At 72.2% G+C, this 12103-nt stretch carries 9 protein-coding genes; 5 read left to right on the forward strand and 4 right to left on the reverse strand.

From position 1 onward, the window contains the following. Positions 1–270 precede the first annotated feature (270 nt). Positions 271–1908 carry a hypothetical protein gene (locus OG627_RS06790; protein WP_329062438.1) on the forward strand — a complete coding sequence of 546 codons (1638 nt, stop codon included), beginning with the start codon at positions 271–273 and terminating at the stop codon, positions 1906–1908. A gap of 242 nt (positions 1909–2150) precedes the next feature. Continuing rightward, on the forward strand, positions 2151–3806 hold the full coding sequence (locus tag OG627_RS06795) for a hypothetical protein (RefSeq protein WP_329062440.1): 1656 nt from the start codon (positions 2151–2153) through the stop codon (positions 3804–3806). Between the two features lie 143 nt (positions 3807–3949). On the opposite strand, the gene OG627_RS06800 is transcribed toward OG627_RS06795, so the two are convergent. Then, positions 3950–4348: a RidA family protein gene (locus tag OG627_RS06800; protein WP_329062442.1), complete on the reverse strand. Its 399-nt coding sequence runs from the start codon at positions 4346–4348 to the stop codon at positions 3950–3952. Next, positions 4348–5499: an acyl-CoA dehydrogenase family protein gene (locus OG627_RS06805; RefSeq protein ID WP_329062444.1), complete on the reverse strand. Its 1152-nt coding sequence runs from the start codon at positions 5497–5499 to the stop codon at positions 4348–4350. Before OG627_RS06805 ends, OG627_RS06800 begins: the two co-directional genes overlap by 1 nt. A gap of 121 nt (positions 5500–5620) precedes the next feature. On the opposite strand from OG627_RS06805, the gene OG627_RS06810 reads away from it, so the two are divergent. Beyond that, positions 5621–7330, forward strand: a complete 1710-nt coding sequence (locus tag OG627_RS06810; RefSeq protein WP_329062446.1) for an AMP-binding protein — start codon at positions 5621–5623, stop codon at positions 7328–7330. 9 nt (positions 7331–7339) lie between these two features. Beyond that, positions 7340–8164, forward strand: coding sequence for a PaaX family transcriptional regulator (locus OG627_RS06815; RefSeq protein WP_329062448.1), 825 nt, complete (start codon positions 7340–7342; stop codon positions 8162–8164). Here OG627_RS06815 and OG627_RS06820 read toward each other — a convergent pair. Further along, positions 8151–10484, reverse strand: a complete 2334-nt coding sequence (locus OG627_RS06820) for a bifunctional salicylyl-CoA 5-hydroxylase/oxidoreductase (RefSeq protein ID WP_329062450.1) — start codon at positions 10482–10484, stop codon at positions 8151–8153. The two genes, OG627_RS06815 and OG627_RS06820, sit on opposite strands and share 14 nt — an antisense overlap. Then, positions 10481–11311: an enoyl-CoA hydratase family protein gene (locus OG627_RS06825; protein WP_329062451.1), complete on the reverse strand. Its 831-nt coding sequence runs from the start codon at positions 11309–11311 to the stop codon at positions 10481–10483. The genes OG627_RS06820 and OG627_RS06825 overlap by 4 nt, the downstream gene beginning before the upstream one ends. Positions 11312–11618: 307 nt before the next feature. Here OG627_RS06825 and OG627_RS06830 point away from each other — a divergent pair, with 307 nt between their 5' ends. Next, on the forward strand, positions 11619–12029 hold the full coding sequence (locus OG627_RS06830) for an ATP-binding protein (RefSeq protein ID WP_329062453.1): 411 nt from the start codon (positions 11619–11621) through the stop codon (positions 12027–12029). The last annotated feature ends 74 nt before the right edge of the window (positions 12030–12103 follow it).

Consider the following 12103-nt stretch of genomic DNA (forward strand, 5'->3'; position numbering starts at 1 on the left):
CGGTACAGACCGGGGCACACCCCCACCCGGATCGACCGCATGGACAACCCGCCTCACATCCGGCGCAGTTGGCGTCCAAACCGATCACCGAGGACCACTTCGGACGGCAAGACGGCGTTGGGCCCCCACCGGTTCACTCGTACGGCGAGCGAATTTGCGCACCGTGTGACTTGGGCCCACAACTGGGCCCGTGGACCCTCCTGATGCATCCGCCACGTACCTAGGCTGCGGCAGCTGAAGGCAGTTGCGACGACGGGACGAGGAGTGCATATGAGGGCAGCCAGAAGCCTCCCGGCTCGGTGGCAGGCCGGCGGTACGCGTATCTCCCGGGACCGAGGTGTGGCGGGTACGGAGTACGCGGCGATGATCCTGGTCGTCGCCATGATCATCGCCGCGCTCGTGGGACTCTCCGTCCCGCAGGACGAGGCCACCGGACTCAAGGCCGCCGTCTGCCGGGTCATCCATCCCCTGGACGGCGCCGACGCCTGCGCCGACGGTGACTACCGGGATCCGGACGAGCCGTACGACCCCGACAACCCCAGGGACGTGCCGGACGTACCCGAGAACGATCCCTTCGAGCCGGCCAAGTGCCTGCTGTCCGAGGACCAGACGAAGACCACCGTCGTCGTCCAGATCCTCTTCATCAAGATCAGTGGGTCCGAGACGGTCAAGATCCAGCAGTGGTCGGACGGCACCGTCACCATGGAGCGCATGTCCGAAGTCGGTGGCGGTGTCACCGCCAGCATCTCGGCGGGTATCCCCGGGCTCAAGGACTGGGGCGGCAGCGCCTCCCTCAGCGGCAGCTACATGAAGGGCAGCGGCAGCGGCGGGCAGTGGGTCTTCGACAAGAACAAGAGCGACGACCCGCAGGCCGACCTGGAGGCCAACCTGGCGGACGCCAAGAAGTTCGCCGACTTCCTCAAGGACGTCCAGGACTGCAACAACCGGCCGGGGCGGTCCGAACTCCAGATGATCTGCGGCTACCACGCCAACAAGAAGAAGGGTGACCTGGACCCCGACCGGGCCCCGGACGTCGACATCACCAAGACCACCACCGAGCTGTCCGGCGGGCTGAGCCTCGGCAAGTCCTTCACCAAGGGCAAGGGCGACGACAAGAAGGACCTCGGCTCCATCTCCACCGACCTCCTCTCCGCCTCGATGACCGAGGACGTCGTCGTCATGCGGACCAAGACCGGCTCGGACGCGGGCAAGGTCACCTTCGTCTACACCTTCTCCGTCGGCGGCCAGGGCGGCGAGGGAGTCCAGGGCAAGGGCAGCAAGATGCAGCAGGTCGCCGTCACCTACGACGCCGCCGCCTTCGACGAGGAGGAGAAGAACGGCGACCCCCACCACCCCCAGAAGATGACCATCACCACCAGCGAGGAGGTGGGTGACGGCGGCGGCATCAAGGTGGGCGCGGGAGCCAACGCAGGCCCGGTCACCATCGACGTCGGCGGTGGCGGTGGCACCATCCACTCGACCATCCACACCGAGACCGCCGAACTGCCCCTCGACAACGACGGCGACAGCACCCTGGTCGAGGACTGGCTGCGCGGCCGCGGCGACTTCCCCGCCAGCGACGCCCTGCCCAACCCCTCCGACGCGACCAAGCCGCTCACCGACGACGCGGGCCCCCTCGAAACACTCCTCCACGACAAGGCCAAGCTCTCCCGGCTCGACTACGAGGCCAACACCGACTGGTGGAACGCCTCGCTCGGCATCGGCTTCGGCATCTCGGCGGGTCAGGTCACCATGGGCTTCAAGCTCTTCGGCATCGACATCACCCACGAGGAGAAGAACCAGACCATCACCGGCGACCCGACCTACGCCACCGGGCCGCAGAAGGGCGGCGGACGCCCCTGGGTCGAGTGGAAGAACTGCACCCGGACCAAGCCCATTCCGACCTGATCCCACGGATCCCACTGATCCCAGCTCACGTTCCGAGGCGCCGGCGGCTTCCACACCGCCGGCGCCTCGCGCCGTTCCGTCGCCTGCGGACCACCCGGCACCGGCCCAACACCCGTCACCTGGGCGAACATCCGTCCCAGTGGGCCCACATCTGGGCCTCAGGGCCCTGCCGATGGGCCCGGGCCCATATCTAGGCTGCTGTCGCTCGGGGGAGTCGGCGGCTTTGGCAACGAGGAGTTCGAATGAGACGGGCCAAGGTTTTCCGCACCTGGCACGCACCTGGCGGCAGCGGTACGCGTACCGCTCGGGACCGGGGCGTGGCGGGTACGGAGTACGTGGCGATGATCCTGGTCGTCGCCATGATCATCGCCGCGATCGTGGGACTCTCCGTCCCGCAGGACGAGGCCACCGGACTCAAGGCCGCCGTCTGCCGCGTACTGCACCCGACGAGCGCCTCCGAGGCGTGCTCCACCGGCGACTTCGACGACCCCGACAACCCCGAGGGCGACCCGGACGACCCCGACGGTCCGGTCGAACCGCCCGAGAACGACCCGTTCCAGCCGGCCAAGTGCCTGCTGGCCGAGGACCAGACCAAGGACACCTACACGGTCCAGATCATCTTCATCAAGATCAGCGGATCCGAGCAGGTGAAGGTGAGTCAGTGGTCGGACGGCACCGTCACCCTGGAGCGTGTCGTCGACAGCAGTGTCGGTGTCACCGCCAGCATCTCGGCGGGCATCCCGGGGCTGAAGGAGTGGGGCGGCAGCGCCTCCCTCAGCGGCAGCTACTCCAAGGGCAGCGGCAGCGGCGGCCAGTGGCTGTTCTCCGGCAACAAGAGCGACGACCCGCAGGCCGACCTGGAGGCCAACCTCAAGGACGCCAAGCAGTTCGCCGAGTACCTCAAGGCCTCCTCGAAGTGCAAGAGCGCGCCCCCGCGCGCCTGGGGCACGGAGCTGGGGATGATCTGTGACAACTCCGCCAACAAGAAGCGGCCCGACCTCGACCCCGAGAAGGCTCCGGACGTCGACATCACCAAGTCGACCACCGAGCTGTCCGGCGGGCTGAGCCTCGGCAAGTCCTTCACCAAGGGCAAGGGCGACGACAAGAAGGACCTCGGCTCCATCTCCACCGACCTCCTCTCCGCGTCGATGACCGAGGACGTCGTCGTCATGCGGACCAAGACGGGGCCGGACGCCGGGAAGATCACCTTCGTCTACACCTTCACCGTCGGCGGCCAGGGCGGCGAGGGAGTCCAGGGCAAGGGCAGCAAGATGCAGCAGGTCGCCGTCACCTACGACGCCGCCGCCTACGACGCGGAGGACAAGAACGGCGATCCCCACCACCCCGAGAAGCTGGTCATCACCACCAGCCAGGAAGCCGGGGAGGGCACGGGCATCAAGGTCGGCGCCGGAGTCAACGCCGGTCCCCTCCCGGTGACCATCGACGTCGGTGGCGGCGCCGGCAACATCCAGTCGACGATCCACACCGAGTCGGCGGAGCTGCCGCTCGACAACGACGGCGACAGCACCCTGGTCGAGGACTGGCTGCGCGGCCGCGGCGACTTCCCCGCCAGCGACGCCCTGCCGAGCCCCTCCGACGCCGCCGAACCCCTCGGCAACGACGCGGGCCCCCTCGAAACACTCCTCCACGACAAGGCCAAACTCTCGCGCCTGGACTACACCGCCAACACGGACTGGTGGAACGCCTCGCTCGGCATCGGCTTCGGCGTCTCGGCCGGGCAGGTCACGATGGGCTTCAAGCTCTTCGGCCTGGACGTCACCCACGAGGAGAAGAACCAGCGGATCACCGGCGACCCGACCTACGCCACCGGGCCGAACAAGGGTGGCTCCCGTCCCTGGGTCGAGTGGAAGAACTGCACCCAGACCACCCCCGTATAGAGCGTCTCGCGGAAGCGACGCACCCCCGATCGGGCTCCGGCCCGCGGCTGCTCCCCCTCGTGGGCACGGCGCCGCGGGCCGGAGCCACGTGCGGCCGGGGACAGCCGGGTACGGCCGTGCGCGCGGCCCGCGCGGGCACGCGTTCAGGGCAGTACGGCGATCCCGTCCAGCTCCACCAGGGCCTGTTCGTCCCAGAGGCGTACGACCCCGATCACGGCCATGGCCGGGTACTCGCGGCCCGCCGACTCCCGCCAGATCCGGCCGAGTTCGGCCGCGTGGGCCCGGTAGTCAGCGACGTCGGTGGTGTAGACGGTGACCCGGGCGAGATCGCCCGGCGCGCCGCCCGCCGCCGCGAGCGCGGTGAGCAGATTGCCGAGCGCGGCGGCGAACTGGGCGGGGAGTGTGCCGCCGACGATGCCGCCCGCGCCGTCGAGTGCGGTCTGTCCCGCCAGCAGGACCAGCCGGCCGCCGGTGGCGGTGACGGCGTGCGAGAAGCCGGTGGCCGGTGAGAGAGCGGCGGGGTTGATCCGTTCCAGGCCCATCACCGCTCCTCCTGAGGGGAGTTGTCCGCCGACCGGTACAACTCCTTGGCGATGATGGTGCGCTGGACCTCGCTGGCGCCCTCGTAGATGCGCGGCGCCCTGACCTCCCGGTAGAGGTGTTCCAGCGGATGGCCGCGCTGGAGGGCGCGGGCGCCGTGCAGCTGGACGGCGGTGTCGACGGCGAACTGGGCGGTCTCGGTGGCGTACAGCTTGGCCATCGCCGAGCGCGCGGGCACATCGGGCGCGCCGGTGTCGTAGGCGCAGGCCGCCGCGTACACCAGCAGCCGGGCCGCCTCGATCCGGGTCGCCACCTCCGCGACCTGGTGGGAGACCGCCTGGAGGCCGCTCAGCGGGCCGCCGAACGCGGTACGGGTCGCGGTGTGGCGGACCGCCGCGTCCAGCGCGGTCTGCGCCATGCCGACGGCGAAGGCGCCGACGCTGGGGCGGAAGAGGTTCAGGGTGTCCATGGCGACCCGGAAGCCGTGGTCCACCTCGCCGAGCACATCGGCGCGGGTGACCGGTACGGCGTCGAAGGCGAGGGCGCCGACGGGGTGCGGGGCGAGCATCTCGATCGCGGAGCCGGTCAGCCCCGGCCGTCCCGAGGGCACCAGGAAGGCGGTCACACCGCGGGCGCCGGCGCCGCCGCCCGTCCGGGCGAAGACGGTGTAGAAGTCGGCCTCGGGCGCGTTGGAGATCCAGCGCTTCTCGCCGGTCAGCAGCCAGCCTCCCGCGTCGCCGCGGCCGTCCGGGACGGCCCGCAGGGAGAGCGCGGCCGCGTCCGATCCCGCGCCCGGCTCGCTCAGCGCGAAGGCGGCCACGGCGCGGCCCGCGCCGACCTCGGGCAGCCAGCGGGCGCGCTGCGCCTCCGTACCGGCCAGCACGAGCGGGTACGTACCGAGCCCCTGGAGCGCGAGCGCGGTCTCGGCCTCCGTGCAGCCCTGGGCGAGGGACTCCCTGAGCAGACACAGATCCAACGCTCCGCAGGTGAACAGCCTTTCCAGCAGGCCGAGTTCACCGAGGACGGCGAGCAGCTCCCGGTTCACCCGGCCCGGTTCGCCCTGCTCGGCGAGCGGACGCAGCCGCCGCGCGGCCAGGGCGCGCAGTTCGGCGCACCACGCGGTCTGTTCCGGATCGAGCGAGAATACGGGCATCCGGCCCCCACTTCCCGTGCGTCTATCGCGAACCGTTGACTGTCGTCATCTTCACGATACGCTCGATGCGCGACCCCACCACAGGTACTGCCGTGACCGGCAAGACAGCAGGGGGCGATCCATGGAGCTGACACCGTCCGCCCACACCGACACCTTCACGCGCGACCATCTGCCGCCGGCGGAGCAGTGGCCCCGGCTCCTCCCCCTCCCGCCCGCGATCCCGCCCGTATCCCCGCCTGAATCCGCGCCCGGGTCCCCGGCGACCGGGACCGCGTCCGGGGCCGCCGCCGACCGGCTCAACTGCGCCGTCGAGCTGCTGGACCGCACCGTCGAACGGTTCGGCCCGGACCGCCCCGCCTTCCGTACGACGGCCCCGGGCGACATCTGGTCGTACGGGGAGCTGCGCGACCGGGTCGACCGGATCGCCCACGTGCTCACCACCGATCTGGGCGTGGTACCGGGCAACCGGGTGCTGCTGCGGGGTCCCACCACCCCGTGGCTCGCCGCCTGCTGGCTCGCGGTGCTCAAGGCGGGCGCGGTGGCCGTGACCGTGCTGGCGCAGCACCGCGCGGGCGAGCTGGCCGTCATGTGCGAGATCGCGCGGGTCGGCCACGCGCTGTGCGACGCCCGGTCGGTGGACGAGCTGGTCGCGGCCCGGGTGCCGGGGCTGCGGATCACCACGTACGGGGACGGCGCCGCGCCGGACGATCTGCTGCGGCTGATGGGCCCCGAGCCGGGCCGGTACGAGGCGGTGGCGACGGCGGCCGACGATGTGGCGCTGATCGCCTTCACCTCGGGGACGACCGGCCGGCCCAAGGGGTGCATGCACTTCCACCGGGACGTGCTGGCGGTGGCCGACACGTTCGCCCGCCACGTGCTGCGGACGGGGCCGGGCGATCTCTTCGCGGGCAGCTCGCCGCTGGGCTTCACCTTCGGTCTCGGCGGGCTGGTGATCTTCCCGTTGCGGGCGGGCGCCTGCGCGCTGCTGCTCGAACAGGCCGGTCCCCGGCAGTTGCTGGCGGCGGTCCAGGAGCACCGGGTGTCGGTGCTGTTCACCGCGCCGACCGCGTACCGGCTGATGCTCGACGAGCTGGCGGCGCGCCCCAGCGACCTCTCCTCGCTGCGGCGGTGCGTCTCCGCGGGCGAGAACCTGCCCGCCGCGACCTGGCGGGCGTGGCGGGAGCGGACCGGGCTGCGGATCATCAACGGCATCGGGGCGACCGAGCTGCTGCACATCTTCATCTCGGCGGCGGGCGACGCGATCAGGCCGGGGACGACGGGGGTGCCGGTGCCGGGATGGCAGGCCCGGGTCGTGGACGCCGCGGGTGCGCCCGTACCGGACGGGGAGCCGGGGCTGCTGGCCGTCCGGGGACCGGTGGGCTGCCGGTATCTGGCGGATCCACGCCAGCGGGAGTACGTACGGGACGGCTGGAACCTGACCGGTGACACGTATGTGCGCGAGCCCGATGGCTACTTCCGCTTCGTGGCGCGCGCGGACGACATGATCATCTCGGCCGGGTACAACGTCCCTGGCCCGCAGGTGGAGGAGGCGCTGCTGGCGCATCCGGACGTGGTGGAGGCGGCGGTCGTCGGCCGCCCGGACGAGGTGCGCGGCCGGATCGTCGCCGCGTACGTGGTGCTGCGCGGCGGTGTGGAGCCGGGCGAGGAGACCGCGGCGGCGCTGCGGGAGTTCGTGCGGTCGCGGCTCGTGCCGTACAAGTGCCCGCGCTCGATCGTCTTCCTGGACGCGCTCCCCCGGACGCCGACCGGCAAGCTCCAGCGCTTCCGGCTGCGGGAGGCGGAACCGGAGCAGGGTGGTGGCACGCCCTAGAGTGATCACGTGGCCGAGCAGCACTCCCCCCGATCCCTGATCGTCACCCTGTACGGCGCGTACGGGCGCGCCCCGGACGGCGCGCCGCTCGCGGTGGCCGAGCTGATCCGGCTGCTGGGCGCCCTCGGGGTGGACGCGCCTTCCGTGCGCTCGTCGGTCTCCCGGCTCAAGCGGCGCGGGCTGCTGGTCGCTGAGCGTACGGAGCGCGGCGCGGCCGGATACGCGCTGTCGGCGCAGGCGCGGCAGCTGCTCGACGACGGGGACCGGCGGATCTACACGCCCGCCCCGCCCCGGCTCGCTGACGGCTGGGTGCTGGCCGTCTTCACCGTCCCCGAGGCGGAGCGCCACAAGCGCCATCTGCTGCGCTCCCGGCTGGCCCGTCTCGGTTTCGGTACGGCGGCGCCCGGGGTGTGGATCGCGCCGGCGCGGCTGCGCGAGGAGACGGGCCATATGCTGCGCAGGCTCGAACTCGACCCGTACGTGGAGCTGTTCGGCGGCGAGTATCTGGGCTTCGGGGCGACGGCGGACGCGGTGGCCCGCTGGTGGGACCTGGCCGCGATCGCCGGGCGGTACGAGGAGTTCCTCGCCGTGCACGAGCCGGTGCTGCGCGGCTGGGAGGGCGGCCGGGACGGCTCGCCGCGGGACGCGTACCGCGACTATCTGCTCGCGCTGGACTCCTGGCGGCTGCTGCCGTACGCGGATCCCGGTCTGCCCGCCGAACTGCTGCCGTCCGACTGGCCGGGCGAGCGGTCCGCCGGGGTCTTCGCCCGGCTGCACGCCCGACTGCGCGATCCGGCACGGGAGTTCGTCCTCGGGATCCTCACCGAAGAGTGAGGCGCGGCTTCGGGGCGTCGGTGCGGCCCGCCGGTGGCGGGCGGCTGCCCGCGCGGTACGGCAGCGGCCAGGGCGCCGCGGGACCTTCGTACCCCTGGGCCGCGGCGGCGTGCAACGTCCAGTTCGGGTCGTGCAGATGAGGTCTGCCGAGGGCGCACAGATCGGTACGGCCCGCCAGGAGGAGGGAGTTGACGTCGTCCCAGGAGGAGATGGCGCCGACGGCGATGACCGGTACGGACAGGGTGTTACGGATCAGGTCGGCGAACGGCGTCTGGTACGAGCGGCCGAACTCGGGCCGTTCGTCCGCGACGACCTGTCCGGTCGAGACGTCGATCGCGTCGGCGCCGTGCGCGGTGAAGGCGCGGGCGATCTCGACGGCCTCCTCCGGGGTGGTCCCGCCGGGCGCCCAGTCGGTGGCGGAGATACGGACCGTCATGGGCCGCTCCGCCGGCCAGTCGGCCCGTACGGCGTCGAAGACTTCGAGCGGGAAGCGCAGCCGTCGCTCCAGTGAGCCGCCGTAGGCGTCGGTGCGCCGGTTGGTGAGCGGCGAGAGGAAGCCGGAGAGCAAGTAGCCGTGTGCGCAGTGCAGTTCGAGCAGATCGAAGCCGCTGCGCTGGGCCCGTCGCGCCGAGGAGGCGAACTGCTCCCGTACGGTGTCGAGTTGGCGCCGGTCCAGCTGATGCGGGATCTGACCGGCCCCGGGCCGGTACGGCAGCGGGGAGGCCGCGTACAGGGGCCAGTTGGCGGCCGGCAGCGGCTCGTCCATGCCGTCCCACATGAGCCGCGTGGAGCCCTTGGCGCCCGAGTGTCCGAGCTGGACGCCGATGGCCGTGCCCGGTGCGCGGCGATGGACGAAGTCGGTGACGCGGCGCCAGCCCTCGCTCTGCTCGCGGGTGTAGAGACCGGTGCAGCCGGGGGTGATCCGGCCCACGGGGCTCACACACACCATCTCGGTCATGACCAGACCCGCGCCGCCCAGGGCGCGGGCGCCGAGATGGACGAGGTGGAAGTCGCCGGGGACGCCGTCCACCGCGCTGTACATGTCCATGGGCGAGACGACGACCCGGTTGCGCAGGGTCAGCCCGCGCAGCCGCAACGGGGTGAACATCGGCGGTGTGCCGGGCGGGCAGCCGAAGTCCTCCTCGACGGCCCGGGTGAAGCCGGGATCGCGCAGCCGCAGATTGCCGTGGGTGACGCGGCGGCTGCGGGTGAGCAGCCCGAAGGCGAACCGGTGCGGCGGCTGGCCGGTGTAGCGGGCCAGCTCCTCGAACCAGCGCAGGCTGGCGGCGGCCGCGCGCTGGGTGGACTCGACGACGGGGCGGCGCTCGCTCTCGTACGCGGCCAGCGCGGCCGGCAGATCCGTCGGCCGCTCCTGGATACAGGCGGCGAGTGCGAGGGCGTCCTCGACGGCGAGCTTGGTGCCGGAGCCGATGGAGAAGTGGGCGGTGTGGGCGGCGTCGCCGATGAGCACCGTACTGCCGTGGCTCCAGCGGTCGTTGACGACCGTGCGGAACGCGGTCCAGGACGAGGCGGGCGAGCGCGACGAGGCGCGGGAGCGCAGCGGCCGGCCGCCGAGGGCGCCGGCGAAGATCTCGGCGCAGCGGTCCACCGACGCCCGGGTGTCCGGGGCGTCGAAGCCGGCCGCCCGCCACACCTCCTCGCGCATCTCCACGATGACGGTGCTCGCGTCCGGGGAGTACGGGTAGCCGTGGAGCTGCATCACGCCGTGCTCGGTCTCGGCGGTCTCGAAGCGGAACGCGTCGAGGGCGAAGTCGGCGGCGAGCCAGATGTAGCGGCAGCGGTGGGTGGTGACGGACGGGCCGAAGGCGTCGGCGTGGGCGGCGCGGGTGAGGCTGTGCACACCGTCGGCGGCGATCACCAGGTCGTGGGCCGCGGCCAGTTCGGCGGCGGGCGGTGCCTCCGTACGGAGGCGGAGCCGTACGCCGAGGGACGCGCAGCGCTCGGCCAGGATCTCCAGCAGTCGGCGCCGGGCGAGCGCGGCGAAGCCGTGGCCGCCGGAGGTGAGGGTACGGCCTCGGTGGACGATGTCGATGTCGTCCCAGCGCACGCAGGCCGCGCGCAGCGCCCGGTGGACGGCGGGGTCGGTGTCCTCGATGGAGCCGAGGGTCTCGTCGGAGAGGACGACACCGAAACCGAAGGTGTCGTCGGGGGCGCCGCGCTCCCAGACGGTGATCTCCCGGGCGGGGTCGAGCCGTTTGAGCAGGGCCGCCGCGTACAGGCCGCCGGGGCCGCCGCCGATGACGGCGACGCGCGGCGCGCCGCCGGTGCTGGTGCCGGGGCCCGTACCCGCGGTGGTCATCGGCCCTGCCACCGAGGGGCCCGCTTCGCGGTGAAGGCCGCGTGGAACTCCGCGTAGTCCTCGCCGTTCATCAGCAACGCCTGGGTGGCGGCGTCGAGTTCGACCGCCGCCGCGAGCGGCATGTCCAGCTCGGCGGTGAGCAGGGCCTTGGTCCGCGCGTACGCCAGGGCGGGACCCGAGGCGAGCCGCCCGGCCAGTTCGGCGGCCCGTTCGGCGGCCCGGCCCTCCTCGGTCAGCTCGCTGATCAGACCGATCCGCTCGGCCTCCGGGGCACGTACCGGCTCGCCGAGCATCAGCAGCCGGGTCGCGTGCCCGAGCCCGACGACCCGGGGCAGCAGATAGGCGGCGCCCATGTCACCGCCGGAGAGGCCGACCCGGGTGAAGAGGAAGGCGAAGCGGGCGGACGGGTCGGCGATCCGGAAGTCGGCGGCGAGCGCGAGGACGGCGCCGGCGCCCGCCGCGACTCCGTGCACGGCGGCGATCACCGGGAAGGGGCACTCGCGGACCGCCCGTACGACCTGGCCGGTCATCCGGTTGAAGTCGAGGAGCTGGGCGGTGTCCATGGCGAGGGTCGCGCCGATGATCTCGTCCACGTCGCCGCCCGAGCAGAAGCCGCGCCCCTCCCCGGCCAGTACCAGGGCGCGTACCGACCGCTCCCTGGACAGCTCGGCCAGCAGATCGCGCAGATCGGCGTAGGCGCCGAAGGTGAGCGCGTTGAGCTTCTCGGGGCGGGCGAGCGTCACGGTCGCGACGCCGTCGTCCTGCCGTACCAGCCGCAGATGCCGCCACTCGCGGGTGCGGGGCGCGGAACCTCCGAACGGGCTCATGGAAGGCGGCCTCCTTCAGCGCGTGCGTGCCGCGGATGCTGTTGCCGTGTGCCGTAGATCGGTGTGCGGGGTGCCGGTGGCCTGTGCGCGGTGCCGTTTGCCTTCCGAAGGTATCACCCATGTGTGACTATCGTCACGGGTGCGCGATAGCCGGCCGCCCGAAGGGCCGAAAGTCCCACGCGACGGGGCCGAAGGTCCCGTCCCCGGCCGGGCCGCCGCCTCTTGCCACTCCCTTTACGCTCCGTAAAGTTGAACGTAATAGGACTTACCCACTCCTGATACTTGCGCCCGATCGGACCACCCGCTCATGACCGAAGCCGCAGGCTCCTCCCCCTGGCGAGTCACGCTTCCGCACAGCACCGAAGCCGTGCCGCTCGCGCGCGCCCTGGTCCGTTCGGCGCTCGCGCACCTGGAGGAGAGCACCCACAGCGAGACGGCGGAACTGCTCACCGCGGAACTCGTCGCCAACGCCATCCAGCACACCGACGGGGACCACCCCATCGAGCTGGTCGTGGAGCTGCTCCCGACCGGCTGCCAGGTCGAGGTGCACGACCGTGACCCGGCCCCGCCGGGCAATCTCTCGCACCCCGGCGACATGCCGGACCCCTGGCAGGAGGACGGCCGCGGCCTGCTGCTGATCAGCACGCTCAGCTCGGCCTGCGGCCACCGCGCCACGGATCAGGGCAAGGCGGTCTGGTTCACCCTGCCCGCTTGCTGAGCACCGCTCCGGAGAGCGCTGCTCCGGGGACCGCCGCGGCGCGGAACGTCGGGCCGGGGACCGTCGCTCCGCGG

The sequence above is a fragment of the Streptomyces sp. NBC_01429 genome, assembly GCF_036231945.1.
Classification (GTDB): Bacteria; Actinomycetota; Actinomycetes; order Streptomycetales; family Streptomycetaceae; genus Streptomyces.

Bases quoted from the DNA above. Each gene is read 5' to 3' on its own strand.
- OG627_RS06790 (WP_329062438.1), top strand. From the start codon at position 271: ATGAGGGCAGCCAGAAGCCTCCCGGCTCGGTGGCAGGCCGGCGGTACG.
- OG627_RS06795 (WP_329062440.1), top strand. From the start codon at position 2,151: ATGAGACGGGCCAAGGTTTTCCGCACCTGGCACGCACCTGGCGGCAGC.
- OG627_RS06800 (WP_329062442.1), bottom strand. From the start codon at position 4,348: ATGGGCCTGGAACGGATCAACCCCGCCGCTCTCTCACCGGCCACCGGC.
- OG627_RS06805 (WP_329062444.1), bottom strand. From the start codon at position 5,499: ATGCCCGTATTCTCGCTCGATCCGGAACAGACCGCGTGGTGCGCCGAA.
- OG627_RS06810 (WP_329062446.1), top strand. From the start codon at position 5,621: ATGGAGCTGACACCGTCCGCCCACACCGACACCTTCACGCGCGACCAT.
- OG627_RS06820 (WP_329062450.1), bottom strand. From the start codon at position 10,484: ATGACCACCGCGGGTACGGGCCCCGGCACCAGCACCGGCGGCGCGCCG.
- OG627_RS06825 (WP_329062451.1), bottom strand. From the start codon at position 11,311: ATGAGCCCGTTCGGAGGTTCCGCGCCCCGCACCCGCGAGTGGCGGCAT.
- OG627_RS06830 (WP_329062453.1), top strand. From the start codon at position 11,619: ATGACCGAAGCCGCAGGCTCCTCCCCCTGGCGAGTCACGCTTCCGCAC.